Origin of the sequence: Actimicrobium sp. CCC2.4, from assembly GCF_034347385.1 — a bacterium.
In the GTDB taxonomy this organism is placed as follows: domain Bacteria; phylum Pseudomonadota; class Gammaproteobacteria; order Burkholderiales; family Burkholderiaceae_D; genus Actimicrobium.
This window is the reverse complement of record NZ_CP133777.1, coordinates 1,635,047-1,653,158: the sequence shown is the minus strand read 5'-3', so window position 1 is coordinate 1,653,158 and position 18,112 is coordinate 1,635,047. Positions and strand designations below refer to the sequence as shown.

Genomic DNA, 18,112 nt, shown 5'->3' with positions numbered 1-18,112 from the left:
TTACGCCTGTAGACCGCGTGTAAAATGCGACTTCCAAATTCTTGCTCCCTGAGCCCGATCCCCATGTCCTCCAACGAGTCGAAAATCAGTCCGGTACCAAAACGCATCAGCGCCATGTCCAATTTCATCTTTGCCACGCGCTGGCTGCAAGTACCGCTTTACCTCGGCCTGATCCTGGCGCAATGCGTCTACGTTTTCCATTTCTGGGTAGAACTGACCGATCTGATCGGTGCAGCCATGGGCAATGCCAGCTCGCTCCAGCACATCCTCGATGCGGTCTCCACCGCCGGCGCTATCCGTCCGACCAAGCTCAACGAGGCCACCATCATGCTGGTGGTACTCGGCCTGATCGACGTGGTGATGATCTCTAATCTGCTGATCATGGTGATTGTCGGCGGCTACGAAACCTTTGTCTCGCGGATGAATTTGTCCGACCATCCGGACCAGCCGGAATGGCTCTCGCATGTCAATGCCTCGGTGCTGAAGGTCAAGCTGGCGATGGCCATCATCGGCATTTCGTCAATCCATTTGCTCAAGACTTTCATCAATGCTGCCAACTACGACTCCAAGACCTTGATGGCGCAAACCGGCATCCACATCGCATTCCTGCTGTCGGCACTGGCCATTGCCTATTGCGATCGCATCATGACCGACACCCAGAACATGTCCCGCAACCAGAATCACTGACCATCGAGCCACCATGACCATCATCAAGCAGGAAGACCTGATCGAATCCGTCGCCGCCGCATTGCAGTACATCAGCTATTACCATCCGGCCGATTACATTGCCCATCTGGCGCGCGCCTACGACAACGAGCAAAGTCCCGCCGCCAAGGATGCGATCGCGCAGATCCTGACCAACTCGCGCCTGTGTGCCGAAGGCAAGCGTCCGCTGTGCCAGGACACCGGCATCGTCAACGTGTTCCTGAAGATCGGCATGGAAGTACGCTTTGAAGGATTCGGCAAGGGCTCGGTCACCGATGCGGTCAACGAAGGCGTGCGTCGGGCCTACAATTTTGCCGACAACAAGCTGCGCGCCTCGATCGTGGCCGACCCGCATTTCGAGCGCAAGAACACCAAGGACAACACGCCTGCCGTAGTCCACATGGAACTGGTGCCGGGTAATACCGTCGACGTGCAGGTCGCGGCAAAAGGCGGCGGCTCGGAAAACAAATCCAAGTTCGTCATGCTCAATCCGTCCGATTCGCTGGTCGACTGGGTCATGAAAACCGTGCCGCTCATGGGTGCCGGCTGGTGCCCGCCGGGCATGCTCGGGATCGGTATCGGCGGCACTGCCGAACGCGCGATGCTGATGGCCAAGCAATCGCTGATGGAAGACATCGACATGTATGAGCTGCGTCAGCGCGGCCCGCAAAACAAGACCGAAGAATTGCGCATCGAACTGTGCGACAAGATCAATGCGCTCGGCATAGGCGCGCAAGGCCTTGGTGGTTTGACGACCGTGCTCGATGTAAAAATCATGATGCAACCGACCCATGCGGCCTCGAAGCCGGTGGCGATGATCCCCAATTGCGCGGCCACCCGCCATGCGCATTTCGTGCTCGACGGTTCCGGCGCGGTGTATCTGGAACCGCCGCTGCTGTCGAGCTGGCCGGATGTGAAGTGGGTCGCCGACGTCGAAAAATCAAAGCGCGTCGACCTCAATACCCTGACCAAAGAAGAAGTCGCCTCATGGAAGCCGGGTCAGACCCTGCTCCTGAACGGCAAGATGCTCACCGGTCGCGACGCTGCACACAAGCGTATCCAGGACATGCTGGCCAAAGGCGAAGCACTGCCGGTCGACTTCACCAATCGCGTCATCTATTACGTCGGTCCGGTCGATCCGGTACGCGACGAGGCAGTCGGGCCGGCCGGTCCGACGACCGCCACGCGGATGGATAAATTCACCGACATGATGCTGGAACAGACCGGCCTGATTTCGATGGTCGGCAAGGCCGAGCGGGGACCGGAAGCGATCGAATCGATCCGCAAGCACAAGTCGGCCTATCTGATGGCGGTCGGCGGCGCGGCGTATCTGGTCTCGAAAGCGATCAAGTCGGCCACCGTGGTCGGCTTTGCCGACCTCGGCATGGAAGCGATTTACGAATTCGACGTGCAGGACATGCCGGTCACGGTAGCAGTCGATTCAAGCGGTATTTCGGTGCACAACACCGGACCAAAGGAATGGCAGGAAAAGATCGCGCATTCGGCACTGAGCCAGATCCCGGTCGTCGCTGCCTGATCCTGGCACGCACCATGACGACAACGCCGATGGCTGCCAACGCGCCCATCGGCGTTTTTGATTCCGGCATCGGCGGCCTGTCGGTGCTGCGCCATATCCGCGCCAGCCTGCCGCAGGAAACGCTGCTGTATTTTTCGGATGCGCAATTTGCGCCCTATGGCGGACGACCCGAACAGCAGATCGAAGAACGCGCACTGGCCATCGGCGCGCTGCTTGTTACGCATCAAGTGAAGGCGCTGGTGGTCGCTTGCAATAGCGCCACTGCAGCAGCGATTGCGGCCTTGCGCCACGCGTATCCGGCATTGATCGTGGTTGGTGTCGAGCCCGGCCTGAAGCCGGCGGCGGCGGTCTCGACTACCGGAATCGTTGGTGTACTGGCCACCGAAGCGACGCTGGCCAGCGAACGTTTTGCCCGTCTGCGCATGACATTGTCGGATGCGACCGGCGTCACTTTTTTAGCCCAACCGTGTCCGGGACTGGCACTGCGCATCGAGCAGGACAGCATGCATCTGCCCGACGCAATGGCCTTGTTGCGCAGCTACGTGCTGCCCTTGCTCGACCAGGGTGCCGATACGCTGGTACTAGGTTGCACCCACTATCCATTCGTGCAGGAACAGATCGCAGCGATCGCCAGCGCACACGGCATGCACCGCCTGACCATCATCGACACCGGCGCGGCGGTGGCACGGCAACTGGCCAGCCAACTGAGCGCGCACGGACTATCGCGACAGGACGCCGCACCATCGGTCGCCGGTCTGTCGAGCGCAAATGCGGTCGATCTGGAACGCGCTTTCATGCGCTTGCTGGGCTTGACGGTGCGTGTCCTGCATGCCGACGTTTGACACGCGTCGATACCAGCAAATACCGGCTGATTCAGGCGAATAGTAATTGCCAGCCTGCCGACATGTTTGTATAATTCGGCCTCTTCCTCAATGCAGTAGCAGAGGAAGTCTTCATCAGTGGCGGCTGTAGCTCAGTTGGTAGAGTCCCAGATTGTGATTCTGGTTGTCGCGGGTTCGAGCCCCGTCGGTCGCCCCACTGACCTTTCCTTATCTCCCTAATTCCGAACCCTGATTCATCGAGCGTTGATCCGCTGATGCGACTTGCTATTCGTTTTTAATGGCGGCATGCAATCAGCGGATCCTCTTCAGATACGACCGTTCAGGCGCAGCCGGATCAGGTGCGTTCTCCACTGGTGCCGCATCGACGACTGCCCCGCAAGTCAGTGCTCGTTTCGATATCCGCAAGGTTGGGTTGTCTGAGCTCGCTCATGGTGTCTCCGTCGAAGTCATCCGCCCGCAAAGATTACGATACCGATTCGCCGTGCTGCTCGGAGTCAAGGCCATCGACTTCGTCGCTGCTGCTCACCCGCAGTCCGACCAGCACTTGCACTACGATCAGGATCACGGCGGTTGCCATCCCCGCATACAGGATCGTGACGCCGACGCCGAACGCCTGCGTTGTCAGTGTCGTCGACACCCCGCCGATAGCCTTGTCGGCAAAGACCGCGGTAAGCAGCGAACCGGTGATGCCGCCGATGGCGTGGATACCGAACACATCCAGCGTATCGTCATACCCCAGCCATCCCTTCAGAGCGATAGCGCCAAGATAGCAGGCCACGCCCGCGACGGCCCCGATCACCAGCGCACCGGAAATCCCCACGAAACCCGAGGCCGGCGTGATCGCCACCAGTCCCGACACGGCACCGGACACCAATCCCAGCACCGATGGCTTACCGCGCCGCAGCCATTCGGCAGCCATCCATCCGAGCGCACCGGTGGCGCTTGCCACTTGCGTGACCAGCATCGCCATGCCGGCACGACCGTCTGCCGCCAGCGCCGATCCGGCATTAAAACCGAACCAGCCCACCCAGAGCAATGCCGCGCCAATGAGCGTGAGCGCAAGATTGTACGGCGGCATCGGCTCGTCGCCGTAGCCCATCCGCGGACCCACGATGAGTGCGGCCATCAGGCCCGAAATACCGGCACTGATGTGCACCACCGTACCACCGGCAAAGTCGAGCACACCCTCCATCGCCAGCCAGCCACCCGGCTCCCAGACCCAATGCGCAATCGGCGCGTAGACCACCAGCGACCAGGTGCCGATGAACAGGATCAGTGCGGAAAACTTCATGCGTTCCGCGAAGGCACCCGTGATCAGGGCCGGCGTGATGATTGCAAAAGTCATCTGGTACATCACGAAAACGCTCTCGGGAATGGTAGTGGCCAGCGGGCTCACGGATAACTTTCCGGCCTCTTTCAGGAACATCATGCCGTCGAGCATCACGCGGTCCAGCCCGCCGAGCAACATCGAACCGGGCGTGAGCGCGAGGCTGTAGCCGACCACCACCCACAAGACGCTGACGATGGCCACCGTCACGATGCTGTGCGCCATCGTGCCGAGTACATTTTTCTTGCGTACCATGCCGGCGTAAAACAGCGCCAGTCCGGGAATCGTCATCAGCAGCACCAGTGCCGTCGACGTCAGCATCCAGGCGGTATCACCACTATTGATGGTGGCGGCATCGACGAGGGTGCCGGCAGCCTGGACCGGGACAGACCGCAATAGGGTCATCAACAGGCCAATGGAGAGCACGGCAAAGGCGGAACGACGTGTCATGGAAACTCCTGCAGGAGAATGAAATGATTTCCACCGACACGGCATCGGGTGGAAGCGCGGTGACGAATATTTCTAAAAAAGATGAAATAAAGTATGCCGCACGACCACGATTTTTCCCATGTATTGGTAATTACTTAATGCTGACTATTGGTAGTTGTAGGAAATTGACAGCATGCCCCCCCCTGCGCGTAGCCCCTAGCGCCGGTTGACCAGGACGATCCCTGTCAGCACCAGTAACGCGCCAATCGAAAAGCGCGCGCCCACGGATTCATGCAGGATCAGTACCCCGAAGGCTACGCCGAACAGCGGCGTCAGGAATGAAAACACCGACACGCGCGAGGCCAGGTAATTGCGCAGTATCCAGAACCACGCCAGGTAACTGGCGAACGTCACGATCACGGACTGGAACAGCAGGCTGGCCCAGCTCAGTCCGGTCATCGAGACGCGTCCCATCTGCCCCATGGCGCCGGCCAGCGGCAACAGCAGCAGCGCCGACACCCCGAGCTGATACAGCAAGGTGCGGGTCGGCGCGGCTTCGGACAAACTGGAACGGCGGATCAGGATTGTCGTCGCCGCCCACATCATCGCGCCAAGCAGACCAAGCGCATCGCCGAGCAAGACCTGCGACGAAACGCTCGCATCGAAGCCGCTGGAAAACGCCAGCGCGATCCCGAAAAAAGCCAGCAGGATGCCGCTCCACTGGCGACTGTGCAGCCGTTCGCCGGGCACCAGCCAGTGCAAGCCGAGCACCGTGAAAATCGGTGCCGTGTAAAGGAACACGACGACATGCGAGGCACTCGTCAGCGTCAGTGCCAGTGCGATGCAGGCGAACTCGGCAGCGAACAGTGCACCGGCACCCAGCCCAGGCCAGAAGGTGCCGTCCCGCATCGAAAACGACGAGCCGCGCCACAGCATCAATGCACTCACCAGCAGTGCCGCAATCAGCGAGCGCACGCCGGTCTGCAGCACGGTGCCCATATCGGGAGCGGCGATCTTGATCGCCACCTGTTGCAAGCCCCAGCAAAGACAGAGGATCAGCATCAGGGCAGTACCCGGACCATCGAGGGATTTGCGGGTGGGGATCATGCGCTTGGCCGGCTGGACAGGCCCGCAACGATGACAAGGACAGCAACATCAATAACCATGACCACTTTCTGTGAATGGACCTTCAGGCGGAACGGCGGCGACGACGATACCACTGCATCAGCGGCGTCGACGACATGCCGTGCACGACGATGGACACCGCCAGCACGGTCAGTACCAGCGGCACGAAGCGCTCGCTGACCATGCGACTGCCGAGGTTCACCGACGCCACGTATTGCAATGCGAACATCAGATAGTAAAGCGAACCGATACCACGTATGCCGAACCAGCTCAGCAGCAGCCGTTGCGAGCGCGTCACCGTGGCACCGAGCAGTGCCAGGTTGACCGCCACCGGCCGGATCACGACCAGCAACAGCACTGCGACCAGCATGCCTTCCTGCGAAATCCCATAGCCCGACAGCAGGATGCCCAGCAGCAGAACGACGACAAATTCGGCCAGCCGTTCCAGTTGCTGATTGAAGCCGAGCACGGTTTCCGTCATGTTGGCGGCGTCGATGGCCTGATCACTGAGCGTGACATCGGCCTCGACACCACTGGCCTTGTGCTCGATGCGGCGCATCGCCACCCCGGTGGCGAACACCGCCACAAACCCGATGCCGTGAATCAATTCGGCAATCCCGAACGATAAGGCGATCAAGCCCAGCGTGAGGAACTCTTCCATGCCCATTGCCAGTTGACGGCGCTGCCGCAAATACAGGACCAAGCGCCCGACCCGGCGACCGACCAGCCAGCCGCACAGCAGTCCGGCCGCAATTCCCCACAACACCATCCCGATGGCACTGACACCCGTGAACCGCGCGGCCATCGGCACGCCCATCAGGCCCAGTCCGATCATCACGAACGGGAACGTGGTGCCGTCATTCATGCCGCCTTCACCGGACAGGCTAAAACGCAGCCGGTCATGGTCGCGGGGGTCTTGCACCTGCACGTCCGATGCCAGCACCGGATCGGTAGGCGCGATGATGGCCGCCAGCAGAATCGCCGGCCCTAGCGACAGGCCGAGGAGGAATACCCCGACGGCTGTCAGCAAGCCTATCGTCACCAGCATCGTCAAGGTTCCCAGTCGCACCGGCATCCACCAGCGCCGGTCACTGAGCGGCAGGCGCAACTTGAGGCCGACCGTGAACAGCGAAATCAGCAGGGCAATTTCAGTCACCAGGGTCAGCGCGCCGGCATGCCGGACCGGGTCGAGGTCGATCAGGCCGATGCCGCCGGGCCCGAGTGCATAGCCGACTGGCAGGTACAGCATGGCCGGACTGAACGGCAGTTTATGCAGCAGCGATTCCATCAAGGCCATCACGACCAGCAAGGAACCGACGATCAGAAACCACAGGGTCGAATTATCGATAAGGCGCTCGTTTCATCAGGCGGGCATCATCCGCCGAAGGCATACGCAAACTTGTTGTCCTTGATGATGCCCATCACGCGGGCGCGCTGATCGAGCCCGACATGGTCTTGCGGATTCATGTTGATCACGCCTTGCGGCACGGTCAAGTTGCGGGTGTTTTCCAGTGCATCGCGCAGCGCGGCACGGAACTGGCGTGTGCCAGGTTGCGCGACTTTCAGCGCTTGCGGTACTGCGTTGGCGATCAGCATATAGGCACCCCATGCATCGGCTGCGAACTGGGTTACGCTGCCGGCGCCATAGGCCGCTTCATAGCGATCGGTGAATTGCAAGGCGACCTTGCGTACCGGATTGGTCGGCGGCAACTGGCGTGCCACCACTGCCGGTCCGGTCGGGAACAGCGTGCCTTCGACATCCTTGCCGCCGACCTTCAGGAAGTCCAGCGTGCCGATGCCATGGGTCTGGTAAATGCGGCCCTTGTAGCCGCGTTCGACCAGCGTTTTTTGCGGCAGCACCGCCGGCGTGGCCGAGGCGGCCACCAGGATGGCGTCGGGGTGGACCGCCATCATTTTCAGGACCTGGCCGGTGACGCTAGTGTCGTTGCGGGCATAGCGTTCGCTGGCGACGACCTTGATCTTGCGCAGCTCGGCCAGCTTGGAAAACTCGCGCCACCAGCCTTCGCCATAGGCATCGGCAAAGCCGATGAAGGCCACGGTGCGGATGCCGGTATCGGCCATGTGCTGGGTCAGGATGGTCGCCATGTGGCTATCGTTTTGCGGCATCTTGAAGACCCAGGCGCGCTTCGCATCCATCGGTTCGACGATGGCCGCCGAAGCCGCCAGCGTGATCAGCGGCGTACTGTTTTCGGCCACCACATCGATCATTGCCAGCGCATTCGGCGTGGTGTTGGGACCGACGATCAGATCGACTTTTTCTTCGCTGATGAGCTTGCGGGTATTGCGTACTGCATTAGTCACGTCGGAGCCGTCATCGAGAATGACGTACTCGACCTTCTGGCCGGCGATTTCTTTCGGCCACAGCAGCATCGCGTTTTTGGTCGGTGCGCCTATCGCGGCGGCCGGGCCGGTGGTCGAGATCGTCACGCCGATCCGCAGTTGCGCGGTGGCAGCGGTGGCAAACAGCAGCAGGCTGGCGGCGATCAGGCTAGTACGCAAAGGTGAAGGCATCAGGATTCCAGGGCTAAGCATTGAATAACGAAGTGCGCAGGATACCGTACCGGTCAATCCAGCAGCGTCTGCCGGACCACGGCCAGCCGCAGCGACTTCTCGCGCGACCAGGCATCAAGCCGCTCGTGGATGCCTTGCTGCTCCTGCTGCATCTGCTGCGGATCGGCCAGTTGCGCGCACAGTTCAAGCCGGATGCCGTTCGGATCAAAGAAATAAATCGAGCGAAAAATCCGGTGGTCGGTCACGCCCAGCACCTCGATGCCATGGCCCTCGATGCGGGTCTTCATGGCTTCGAGCTGCTCGACACTATCAACCCGCATCGCAATGTGATTGACCCACGCCGGCGTGTTGGCCGAGGGCGCAGCCAGCTGGTTGTCGCCGAGGTCGAAAAAGGCCAGGCAGGAGCCATCGGTCATGCGGAAAAAAATGTGCACGTACGGGCAGTACTCGCCGGTCGACGGCACGGTGTCGGCGCGGATGTAATGAAACAGCGGCAAGCCCAGCACGTCTTCGTAAAAGTGGCGCGTCTCTTCGGCGTCGCGGCAGCGGTAAGCAAAATGATGCAGCCCGTTGATCGGGACGGCGACAGGCAGGGCAGCGAGCTGACCGGTGACGGCACTGGCGAGGGTATTCATGTGACTCTCCTTGTTGGTATCAGGCATGACGGCCGCGCCGGATGACCGGTGCCGCCTGCTTGAGCGTCTGGTTGATCGCGCCGAAAATCGACTTGCCGGCGGCGTCGAGCATCTCGAGTTTAATCCTGTCGCCGAACTGCATGAACGGCGTCGTGGCGACGCCGTCGGCGATCATTTCGAGGCAGCGTTTTTCGGCGATGCAGGTGTAGCCCTTGCGGGCATCCTTGTTCGACACGGTGCCGGAACCGATGATGCTGCCGGCGCGCACGTTGCGCGTCAGCGCCAGATGTTCGACCAGCCGCGCGAAGCTAAACACCATGTCAGTGCCGGCATGGGGCTGGCCGACCAGCACGTCATTCCACGTTGCCCGCAACGGCAGGTGCACCTTGCTGTCTTTCCAGGCCGTGCCGAGTTCATCGGGCGTCACCGCCACCGGCGAAAAACTGCACGCCGGTTTCGATTGCACGAACCCGAAGCCCTTGGCCAGTTCGGCTGGAATCAGGTTGCGCAGCGAGACATCATTGACCAGCATCAGCAAGCGGATCTGCCGGCCGGACTGTTCGGCATCGCTGCCCATCGTCACGTCACCGGTGATGACGGCGACCTCGCCTTCGAAGTCGATGCCCCACTCTTCGGAGCCGAGCACGATGTCGTCGGTCGGCCCGATGAAATCATCCGACCCGCCCTGGTACATCAGCGGTTCATGCCAGAACGAGTCGGGCATCTCGGCGTGGCGCGCCTTGCGCACCAGTTCGACATGATTGACATAGGCCGATCCATCGGCCCACTGGAAAGCCCGTGGCAGCGGCGCCATGCACTGGCCGGCATCGAAGGCAAACGACCGGCTGGCGCGATCGGCATTGAGCTCGGCGTACAGGTCTTCGAGCTGCGGCGAAATGAAATTCCAGTCGTCGAGTGCACGCTGCAGCGTCGGTGCGATGGCATCGGCTAAGACGGCGGTTTTCAGGTCGCGGGCAACGACGGCAAGCTGGCCGTCGCGGGTACCGTCTTTGAGGGTGGCTAGCTTCATTGCGGCTTCGGGTGAATGGGGAGGCGTCGACTGTACCGCAGAAGTGGTGAGCGGCGACAGAAAGCGGCGGTGATGGAACCGGAGCGGGCTTGCGGACACTGACAGGTGGTTTCGGTGCCGCTGTGGTGCCGGGACCAATCGACTGCCCACTCTCCGGATCCGCCATGCCACTTTCCTGTATCCCCTCCTCCAGCTCCAGCAACGGTTCGCAATCGCCACGGCCAGCTTCGCCCACGACCAGCGCGAAAAGTGACGAAACCAAAGCAAGAGTCGATGCATTGTGGGCACGGCTGGAAAATTTAAGCCACCGGCAGAACTGGGCCTTCGACGACAACGAGGTTCCCAGCAACGCATCGCGCGTACCCTGCGGCCGGAACAATGTCATTAAGGTCCCCGCGCCGAACGGACGCGAGACCGCGGTCCATGCCAACAAAATTGGCCCGAATACGGGAAGTCCGGCACCGTATTACGCTGCAGGGCAATCGCCACAACAGAATTTCTCACTGGACAATATGCTTGTGCAAGGCATTGAATCCGGTCTTGGTATTTACCAGTTCGTTTCCCACAGAGCCCATACAACCGATTGCAACAGCAGCAAAAAAACAATTCTGGCAATGCTGAATGAACGAATCGAGCACGAAAAAAATTCCGAGAATAGCGACGGAACAATTATCGCGGGCAAATACAAAGTCCTTCGTTTTGACGACTTACAAGACCATTACGACCCTTATTCCCAATACATTTTAGAGGTCGAAGAAATCAACACCAACCCGCGCAACATAATATCCATCCCGATCACGCAAGCGGGCCTGGAATTTACTGGCGCAGTACTAAAACCTGCGGCCATCAATATGGCCCGTTTGGCGCTGGAAGGCCATCGTGCAATTCTGGCGAATAAAAGCTGCCGCGCCAACACAGCCCAAATCGATCCACTCATCCTCAGCCACGCCGGTATTGGCCGCAATGCCACGCTCATTACTTACGACAGAATCTACAAACTGATTCACAACCCGGGTCTGAACGTACGGATTGATGCCAGCAATCTCGAGGAAAAGCTCTTCGAGCTGATCAAAGAAGGCCGCCTCTCACGCGGTCCGCGATTCCTGCATTCGCAGCAGCAACTTGCTGCGCTGTATGCGGCATTGCTCGACCAGATCGCAGAACGGGAGAACAAAAATCCTGACAACCGAAAAAAATCGGTAACTTTTCGAGATGCCCACATCCGGCACAACTGGCACAACTGGCACAAACGCTTTTCCAGTACCAACCCGCTTAAACAGTTTTTCACGTCCACGAAGAATAAAACCGCTAAATAATCCGCGCACGTCAAGTACGCGGGCCGCTGCAGACCAATGAAATAGCCTATTGATGCCGAATACCTGTCAGTAAAGCCACTATTGTTTGTCATAATGACTGCGCCTACTCGGTCGAACGCTGCAATGCTCGCCACCGGGGCACTTCCATGAATCGATCACCACGGGGACAACACGGATGAAACGCGTAATTTTCAATCAAAAAGGTGGTTGCGGAAAATCGACCATTGCGGTCAACCTGGCGGCCGTCGCCGCCCATGATGGCAAGAAGACCCTGCTCATCGACCTGGACCCGCAATGCAATTCCAGCCGCTATCTGCTGGGGGACGCGGCCAAGGAAGTCACGCCAACCATCGCCGGATTTTTTGAAGAGATGCTGGGCTTCAGTTTCTATCCGAAACCGGCCGGCACCTACGTGCATCCGACCCCGTTCGAGAATCTGTTCTTGCTGCCCTCCGATGCCTCGATCGGCGACCTGCAATCGAAGCTCGAATCGCGCCACAAGATCTACAAGCTGCGCGACGCGCTCACTGAACTGGCCAAGGAGTTCGACGAAATCATCATCGACACGCCACCGGCCTACAACTTCTTCACGATGTCAGCGCTGATTGCCGCCGACACCTGCCTGATCCCGTTCGACTGCGATGATTTTTCGCGCGAGGCGCTCTACACGCTGATGAACAACGTCGCCGAAATCCGCGCCGACCATAATCCGGAACTGGTCATCGAAGGCATCGTCGTCAACCAGTTCCAGCCGCGCGCCAACCTGCCGCAACGGCTGGTCAACGAACTGATTGCCGAGGGTCTGCCGGTGCTCAACAGCAAACTGTCGAGCTCGATCGTGATCCGCGAATCGCATGGTCGGTGTCTGCCGATGATTCATCTGGATAAGAACCACAAGCTTAGTGGTGAGTTTTCGGCGTTGTATGGGGAATTGACGGCGGCTTGAATATCAGGTGATCCGTTACAACACGTAGGGTGGTGGCAGTTTCGGTTGAATCTGTCATCGCGCCATGGCAAAACAACTTACTTCAACCGCCCCGTCAACATCCAATAATGCTCAATCCGCTGAATCCGAATGTCCTTCAAATGCGGTGACAACCGCTTGCGCAAGCCACTATCACTCGGAAAATTCTTCACCACTTCATAACGCTCACCACTACCAAGCCGGCGAATCTGGAAGGTGTTGCCCTGCAAATCAGTGCGCGCAATCGAGGTGCTGATGCCTTCGACATACACGTTATCCATCATCACCACCAGCGTGTCCTTGCCCAGCTGGTCGCGCAGGCGTTCCATGAAACTGTCCTGCTGCTCGCGCAGCACATGCGACCACCAGAAGCTGGCCAGGCAGGCGGTGAACGGTTGTGCGGTCTCGATCGCGAAGGCATCGGCCAGCGCGAACTCGACTTTGTCGGCCGGCAGATTGCGGGCCTGGGCCAGCGCGATCACTTCGGCATTGATGTCGGTGGCCAGCACATGTTCGGCGGTCTTGACCGCTTCAGCAGTCCAGTAACCGGTGCCGCAGGCGATCTCCAACACGCGGTGGCCGGCCACTGCATTTTGCAGCCACTCGCGCACGATGGGCAGGTCGGCCTGGCGTTCCGGTTTGGCATACACGTTGTCATGCTGGTCGGCACGCTTGGCGTAGTACTCGGCCATGTCGGTGCTGATACTCTGGTTGGCGCTTTTGGGAATACTCATGGTGGTCTCTATTGTCGGATTACAGTTCATACATTTCTTTTTCACCGCTCATGACCTGTTCGATCAGTTTGCGGTTCAGGGTCGGCGTCAGCAGTTCGATGAACGTGTAGACATAGCTGCGCAAATAAGCCCCTTGCTTGAGCGCGACCCGCGACACATTGGTGCCGAACAGGTGGCCCGCAGAGATCATCCGCAGATTTTTATCGCGATCGGCATCGTACGCCATGCCGGCGATGATACCAACGCCCAGGCCCAGTTCGACATAGGTTTTGATGACATCGGCATCGATGGCTTCGAGCAGCACATCCGGCTTCAGGTTGCGCAACTGGAAAGCGTGATCGATCTTGGCGCGGCCGGTGAAGGCGCTGTCATACGTGATGAGCGGATAGGCAGCAATCTCGTCGAGCGTCAGTGACTTCGATTTCAGTAGCGGATGCTCGGGCGGCACCACCACCACGTGCTCCCACTGATAACAAGGAATCGACACCAGACCGGCGATGGTGGTGATCGATTCGGTCGCCAGCGCGATGTCGGCATGACCGCTCAGTACCAGGTCGGCGACCTGTTTCGGATTGCCCTGCAACAGCGACAGCCGCACTTTCGGGAACCGCTGTGTGAACGCCTGCACCACCTTTGGCAACGCATAGCGCGCCTGCGTGTGCGTGGTGGCGATCGTGAAGCTGCCGCTGTCGTGGGCGGCGAATTCCTTGCCGATGCTTTTGAGGCTGTCGATTTCCTGCATGATGACTTCGACCGCCTTGAGCACTGCGCGGCCCGGTTCGGTCAGGCCGCGAATGCGCTTGCCGTGACGGGTGAAGATATCGACGCCAAGTTCTTCCTCGAGTTCGATGATGGCTTTCGAGACGCCCGGCTGTGACGTGAACAAGGCCTTGGCCGCTTCGGTCAGGTTGTAGTTCTGGCGCACGGCTTCGCGCACGAAGCGGAATTGATGCAAATTCATGACGACTTTCTAATGGATCAGGCAAGACGGCGCAACAGGGTATTTGTTGAGTTCGCCGAGTTTGCTTATGCCTGCAGCGCATATAAGCAAATAGTTACTCTGTAGTTGGCGATGGTGCCGAATTTTATTACGATTCGGGCTACTTTGATCAGGATGTCATGACTCTTTCTTATATAGTTTCCGGTTTTGCAGTGGGTTTGCTGGTTGGCCTGACAGGTGTCGGCGGCGGATCGCTGATGACACCACTACTGACGCTCATGTTCGGCATCTCGCCCACGGTAGCAGTCGGCACCGATCTGGCGTTCGCCTCGGCCACCAAAGTCGCCGGCACGTTCGCGCATCGTTTTCGCGGTAATGTCCATTGGGACATCGTGCGCCGCCTGTGCCTCGGCGCGCTGCCGGCCGCCGTACTGACTACGCTGGCGCTGAAGCACTTTGGCGGACTCGACGAGTCCATCGGCCAGATCATCCGCTATTCGATCGCCGGCTCGGTAATGCTGACCGTGATAGCGATCCTGTTCCGCACCCGCATGCAGCGCTGGATGGCAGCGCACCCGCAATACCAGCTCGAAGGTTCCCGCCAGGCCAACGCCACCATCATCGCCGGTGTCGTGCTCGGCACGCTGGTGACGATTTCATCGATTGGTGCCGGTGCCGTCGGTGCCACGCTGCTGGTGCTGCTGTATCCGAAACTCAAGCCGGCAGAAATTGCCGGCACTGACATTGCCTATGCCGTACCATTGACGGCCATCGCCGCGCTAGGCCACTGGTGGATAGGATCGATCAACTGGGCATTGCTCATCATGCTGCTGATCGGTTCGGTGCCGGGCATTACGATCGGATCGCTGGCAGCACGTGCCGTACCGGACAAACTATTGCGCGGCCTGCTGGCCGTCACCCTGACCGGAGTCGCATTCAAGCTGGTGTTCTAGGCCACCGCACAGCGTTCAGACGCGCGGTCATCACCTCATTTCGTATCATTTGAAGACAGGATCCACGATGTATCACTACGACCAATACGACCACCAGATCGTCAAGGAACGCATCGCACAATATGCCGATCAAGTCCGTCGCCGCATTGCCGACGAACTGACCGAAGAAGAATTCAAACCGCTGCGCCTGCAAAATGGCCTGTACATGCAACGTCATGCGTACATGCTGCGCGTGGCCGTCCCGTACGGCATGCTGTCGTCGGACCAGATGCGCATGTTTGCCGAGATCGCCCGCAAGTATGACCGCGGCTACGGCCACTTCACGACGCGTCAGAATATCCAGTACAACTGGATCAATCTCGAAGATACGCCGCAGATCCTGGCCGACCTGGCCTCGGTCGAGATGCATGCGATCCAGACCTCGGGCAATTGCATCCGCAATATCACCTCCGACGAATACTGCGGCGTCGCCGCCGACGAGCTGATCGACCCGCGCCCGCTGGCCGAAATCATGCGCCAGTGGAGCACCTTTCATCCGGAGTTTGCCTACCTGCCGCGCAAGTTCAAGCTGGCCTTCAATGGTGCCATCGAAGACCGCGCCGCCACTGCCGTACATGACATCGGCTTCACGGTCCTGACCAACGCCGACGGCGAACTCGGCCTGCGCGTGATGGCCGGTGGCGGCATGGGCCGCACGCCTATCCTCGGCAGCGTGGTCTGCGACTTCCTGCCATGGCGGCACATGCTGACCTACACCGAAGCGATCATGCGCGTCTACAACCAGCATGGCCGGCGCGACAATATCTACAAGGCGCGCATCAAAATCCTCGTCAAGGCCATCGGCATCGAAGAATTCCAGCGTCAGGTCGAGGCCGAATGGGTCGACCTGAAAGACGGCCCGAGCACGCTCACACAAGAAGAATTCGACCGCGTCGCGTCGTACTTCGTACCGCACGGCTACGCAAAGCTGGCCGGCGACGATGCCGACATCACGGCCCTGAAGACCAGCGACAAGGCCTTCGGTGCCTGGACCCGCCGCAACGTCAAGGCGCACAAAGTGCCGGGCTATGCGATCGTCTTGCTGTCCCTCAAAAAGACCGGCGTGCCGCCCGGCGACGCCACCGCCGAGCAGATGGACTTCATCGCCCGGATGGCGGACCGCTTCAGCTTCGGCGAAATCCGCGTCACGCACGAACAGAATCTGGTGCTGGCCGATGTCCGCCAATCCGAACTGCCCGAACTGTTCAAGCAAGCCAAGGCACACGGCCTGGCCACGCCGAACATCGGCCTGCTGACCGATATCATCTGCTGCCCCGGTGGCGATTTCTGCTCGCTGGCCAATGCCAAGTCGATCCCGATTGCCGCGGCCATTTCCGAGCGTTTCGACAACCTCGACTTCCAGCATGACATCGGCGAAATCGAACTCAATATCTCGGGTTGCATCAACGCCTGCGGTCACCATCATGTCGGCAATATCGGCATCCTCGGTGTCGACAAGGACGGTGCCGAGTTTTACCAGGTCTCGATAGGCGGCGCGCAAGGCAACGAAAGTTCGATCGGCAAAATCATCGGCCCGTCGTTCTCGGCACAGCAAATGCCGACCGTCATCGAACGACTGCTGGAAGTCTATGTGCGCGACCGCTACGAAGACGAACGCTTCATCGACACCACCCGCCGTGTCGGCGTCGCCCCGTTCAAGGAACACGTCTACGCGACCCCGATCAAAACCAAACATCACATCGCCGGAGAAGACGCCCATGCGTGACATCATCAAACACCGCACGGTCGTCAGCGACGACTGGACCGTACTGCGCCTGGCCGAAGGCGACACCGCCGAGACCATCGCCCTGCCCGCCGGCAAAGTCATCGTGCCGCTGAGCGTCTGGCAAGCCCGTCGTGAAGAACTCGCCGGCCGCACCGAACTCGGTGTCTGGCTGGCCAGCAGCGAACGTGCCGAAGACATCAAGGACGACCTCGGCTGCTTCGCCGTCATCGCCGTCGACTTCCCGAAATTTGCCGATGGCCGCGGTTATTCGACGGCCTACAACCTGCGCGCCCGCATGGGCTATGAAGGCGAACTGCGCGCCATTGGCGATGTGCTGCGCGACCAGCTGTTCTACATGAGCCGGGTCGGTTTCGATGCCTTCGCCACGCGCGAAGACCGCAGCATCCATGATGCACTCAAGGGCCTGACCGATTTCTCGGAGTCGTACCAGACCTCGCTGGATCAGAAGACGCCGCTGTTCCGGCGCGCCCACCGGCCGGTCGCCGCATCATGAGCGCCGCGCCAACCGACTACGATAATCTGGTCGCCGCCACCAAGGCCACGCTGGGTCGCATCGCCGTCGATTTTTCGCCGGCCGTGTTTGCCTCCAGCCTGGCCGCCGAAGACATGGTCCTGACCGACATGATCCTGCGCACCGGTCTGCCGGTCAGCATCTTCACGCTGGAGACCGGCCGCCTGCATGCTGAAACATTAGGCATGCTCGACACGATCAAGGACCACTACGCGTACGAGGTCCTGCGCATGAAACCGGATCCGGTCGCCGTCGATGCCTACGTCCAGAACAACGGGCTCAATGGCTTTTATGACAGCGTGGATCTGCGCAAGGAATGCTGCCGCATCCGCAAGGTCGATCCGCTCAATCGCGCCCTGGCCGGCAATACCGCCTGGGTGACCGGCCAGCGCCGCGCCCAGTCCAGCACCCGCGCCGAACTCGACGTGCAGGAACGCGATGAAGCGCACGACATGACCAAGTTCAATCCGCTGGCGGACTGGTCCGAAGCCGATGTCTGGAAATACATCCGCGACAACAACGTGCCGTATAACCCGCTGCATGATCGCGGTTATCCGTCTATCGGTTGCGAGCCGTGCACCCGCGCCATCGAACCTGGCGAAGATGTGCGTGCCGGTCGCTGGTGGTGGGAAAACCCGGACTCGAAGGAATGCGGTTTGCATGTAGTCGATGGCAAGCTCATCCGGATCAAACCAGCCACCTGAGCAGCCACCCAAGCAACAGCGTGACCCAACAACTTACCTAGT

General features: G+C 59.9%; 17 protein-coding genes and 1 tRNA gene. 10 read left to right on the top strand and 8 right to left on the bottom strand.

The genetic code is table 11. The features are described from left to right. Positions 1-63: 63 nt before the first annotated feature. The 4 genes from RHM62_RS07670 to RHM62_RS07655 all read left to right on the top strand — a co-directional run bounded on the left by RHM62_RS07670 (position 64) and on the right by RHM62_RS07655 (position 3,280). Positions 64-687 carry a TIGR00645 family protein gene (locus tag RHM62_RS07670; protein WP_322124929.1) on the top strand — a complete coding sequence of 208 codons (624 nt, stop codon included), beginning with the start codon at positions 64-66 and terminating at the stop codon, positions 685-687. A 13-nt stretch (positions 688-700) separates the two neighbouring features. Continuing rightward, positions 701-2,242, top strand: a complete 1,542-nt coding sequence (locus RHM62_RS07665) for a fumarate hydratase (protein WP_322124928.1) — start codon at positions 701-703, stop codon at positions 2,240-2,242. Further along, complete coding sequence (gene murI / locus RHM62_RS07660; RefSeq protein WP_416172299.1) at positions 2,185-3,084, top strand: glutamate racemase; 900 nt, start codon at positions 2,185-2,187, stop codon at positions 3,082-3,084. Before RHM62_RS07665 ends, murI begins: the two co-directional genes overlap by 58 nt. 120 nt (positions 3,085-3,204) lie before the next feature. Further along, a tRNA-His gene (locus RHM62_RS07655) sits at positions 3,205-3,280 on the top strand. A 267-nt stretch (positions 3,281-3,547) separates the two neighbouring features. Here RHM62_RS07655 and RHM62_RS07650 read toward each other — a convergent pair. The 6 genes from RHM62_RS07650 to RHM62_RS07625 all read right to left on the bottom strand — a co-directional run bounded on the left by RHM62_RS07650 (position 3,548) and on the right by RHM62_RS07625 (position 10,162). Then, positions 3,548-4,816, bottom strand: a complete 1,269-nt coding sequence (locus tag RHM62_RS07650) for an ammonium transporter (RefSeq protein ID WP_322125352.1) — start codon at positions 4,814-4,816, stop codon at positions 3,548-3,550. Positions 4,817-5,056: 240 nt separating this feature from the next. Then, positions 5,057-5,947, bottom strand: a complete 891-nt coding sequence (locus tag RHM62_RS07645) for a DMT family transporter (protein WP_322124926.1) — start codon at positions 5,945-5,947, stop codon at positions 5,057-5,059. An 82-nt stretch (positions 5,948-6,029) separates the two neighbouring features. Further along, a complete protein-coding gene (locus RHM62_RS07640; RefSeq protein WP_416172319.1) occupies positions 6,030-7,262 on the bottom strand; it encodes a cation:proton antiporter in 1,233 nt (410 codons plus the stop codon). Between the two features lie 77 nt (positions 7,263-7,339). After that, the gene (locus tag RHM62_RS07635; RefSeq protein ID WP_322124924.1) at positions 7,340-8,497 is read right to left on the bottom strand and encodes an ABC transporter substrate-binding protein; all 1,158 of its coding nucleotides are present in this window, start codon (positions 8,495-8,497) and stop codon (positions 7,340-7,342) included. A 53-nt stretch (positions 8,498-8,550) separates the two neighbouring features. Further along, positions 8,551-9,132 (bottom strand): VOC family protein, encoded by a 582-nt coding sequence (locus tag RHM62_RS07630; protein ID WP_322124923.1) that lies wholly within the window; start codon positions 9,130-9,132, stop codon positions 8,551-8,553. Between the two features lie 19 nt (positions 9,133-9,151). Further along, positions 9,152-10,162: a fumarylacetoacetate hydrolase family protein gene (locus RHM62_RS07625; protein ID WP_322124922.1), complete on the bottom strand. Its 1,011-nt coding sequence runs from the start codon at positions 10,160-10,162 to the stop codon at positions 9,152-9,154. An 89-nt stretch (positions 10,163-10,251) separates the two neighbouring features. On the opposite strand from RHM62_RS07625, the gene RHM62_RS07620 reads away from it, so the two are divergent. Next, the gene (locus RHM62_RS07620; RefSeq protein WP_322124921.1) at positions 10,252-11,478 is read left to right on the top strand and encodes a hypothetical protein; all 1,227 of its coding nucleotides are present in this window, start codon (positions 10,252-10,254) and stop codon (positions 11,476-11,478) included. Positions 11,479-11,653: 175 nt separating this feature from the next. Further along, entirely contained in the window at positions 11,654-12,424 is a 771-nt protein-coding gene (locus RHM62_RS07615) for a ParA family protein (protein WP_322124920.1), read from the top strand. 77 nt (positions 12,425-12,501) lie between these two features. Here the strand turns inward: RHM62_RS07615 and RHM62_RS07610 are convergent, their stop codons facing one another. Then, entirely contained in the window at positions 12,502-13,176 is a 675-nt protein-coding gene (locus RHM62_RS07610; RefSeq protein WP_322124919.1) for a class I SAM-dependent methyltransferase, read from the bottom strand. A 19-nt stretch (positions 13,177-13,195) separates the two neighbouring features. Further along, a complete protein-coding gene (locus tag RHM62_RS07605; RefSeq protein ID WP_322124918.1) occupies positions 13,196-14,137 on the bottom strand; it encodes a CysB family HTH-type transcriptional regulator in 942 nt (313 codons plus the stop codon). Positions 14,138-14,295: 158 nt separating this feature from the next. Here RHM62_RS07605 and RHM62_RS07600 point away from each other — a divergent pair, with 158 nt between their 5' ends. The 4 genes from RHM62_RS07600 to RHM62_RS07585 all read left to right on the top strand — a co-directional run bounded on the left by RHM62_RS07600 (position 14,296) and on the right by RHM62_RS07585 (position 18,070). Further along, complete coding sequence (locus RHM62_RS07600; protein WP_322124917.1) at positions 14,296-15,069, top strand: sulfite exporter TauE/SafE family protein; 774 nt, start codon at positions 14,296-14,298, stop codon at positions 15,067-15,069. A gap of 67 nt (positions 15,070-15,136) precedes the next feature. Beyond that, on the top strand, positions 15,137-16,834 hold the full coding sequence (locus RHM62_RS07595) for a nitrite/sulfite reductase (protein ID WP_322124916.1): 1,698 nt from the start codon (positions 15,137-15,139) through the stop codon (positions 16,832-16,834). After that, complete coding sequence (locus RHM62_RS07590) at positions 16,827-17,348, top strand: DUF934 domain-containing protein (protein ID WP_322124915.1); 522 nt, start codon at positions 16,827-16,829, stop codon at positions 17,346-17,348. The genes RHM62_RS07595 and RHM62_RS07590 overlap by 8 nt, the downstream gene beginning before the upstream one ends. After that, positions 17,345-18,070: a phosphoadenylyl-sulfate reductase gene (locus RHM62_RS07585; protein WP_322124914.1), complete on the top strand. Its 726-nt coding sequence runs from the start codon at positions 17,345-17,347 to the stop codon at positions 18,068-18,070. Before RHM62_RS07590 ends, RHM62_RS07585 begins: the two co-directional genes overlap by 4 nt. Positions 18,071-18,112 lie beyond the last annotated feature (42 nt).

Bases quoted from the DNA above. Each gene is read 5' to 3' on its own strand.
- RHM62_RS07665 (WP_322124928.1), top strand. From the start codon at position 701: ATGACCATCATCAAGCAGGAAGACCTGATCGAATCCGTCGCCGCCGCA.
- RHM62_RS07600 (WP_322124917.1), top strand. From the start codon at position 14,296: ATGACTCTTTCTTATATAGTTTCCGGTTTTGCAGTGGGTTTGCTGGTT.
- RHM62_RS07635 (WP_322124924.1), bottom strand. From the start codon at position 8,497: ATGCCTTCACCTTTGCGTACTAGCCTGATCGCCGCCAGCCTGCTGCTG.
- RHM62_RS07615 (WP_322124920.1), top strand. From the start codon at position 11,654: ATGAAACGCGTAATTTTCAATCAAAAAGGTGGTTGCGGAAAATCGACC.
- RHM62_RS07670 (WP_322124929.1), top strand. From the start codon at position 64: ATGTCCTCCAACGAGTCGAAAATCAGTCCGGTACCAAAACGCATCAGC.
- RHM62_RS07640 (WP_416172319.1), bottom strand. From the start codon at position 7,262: ATGGCCTTGATGGAATCGCTGCTGCATAAACTGCCGTTCAGTCCGGCC.
- murI (WP_416172299.1), top strand. From the start codon at position 2,185: ATGGCAGGAAAAGATCGCGCATTCGGCACTGAGCCAGATCCCGGTCGT.
- RHM62_RS07585 (WP_322124914.1), top strand. From the start codon at position 17,345: ATGAGCGCCGCGCCAACCGACTACGATAATCTGGTCGCCGCCACCAAG.
- RHM62_RS07630 (WP_322124923.1), bottom strand. From the start codon at position 9,132: ATGAATACCCTCGCCAGTGCCGTCACCGGTCAGCTCGCTGCCCTGCCT.
- RHM62_RS07590 (WP_322124915.1), top strand. From the start codon at position 16,827: ATGCGTGACATCATCAAACACCGCACGGTCGTCAGCGACGACTGGACC.
- RHM62_RS07650 (WP_322125352.1), bottom strand. From the start codon at position 4,816: ATGACCCTATTGCGGTCTGTCCCGGTCCAGGCTGCCGGCACCCTCGTC.
- RHM62_RS07605 (WP_322124918.1), bottom strand. From the start codon at position 14,137: ATGAATTTGCATCAATTCCGCTTCGTGCGCGAAGCCGTGCGCCAGAAC.
- RHM62_RS07625 (WP_322124922.1), bottom strand. From the start codon at position 10,162: ATGAAGCTAGCCACCCTCAAAGACGGTACCCGCGACGGCCAGCTTGCC.
- RHM62_RS07645 (WP_322124926.1), bottom strand. From the start codon at position 5,947: ATGATCCCCACCCGCAAATCCCTCGATGGTCCGGGTACTGCCCTGATG.
- RHM62_RS07595 (WP_322124916.1), top strand. From the start codon at position 15,137: ATGTATCACTACGACCAATACGACCACCAGATCGTCAAGGAACGCATC.
- RHM62_RS07610 (WP_322124919.1), bottom strand. From the start codon at position 13,176: ATGAGTATTCCCAAAAGCGCCAACCAGAGTATCAGCACCGACATGGCC.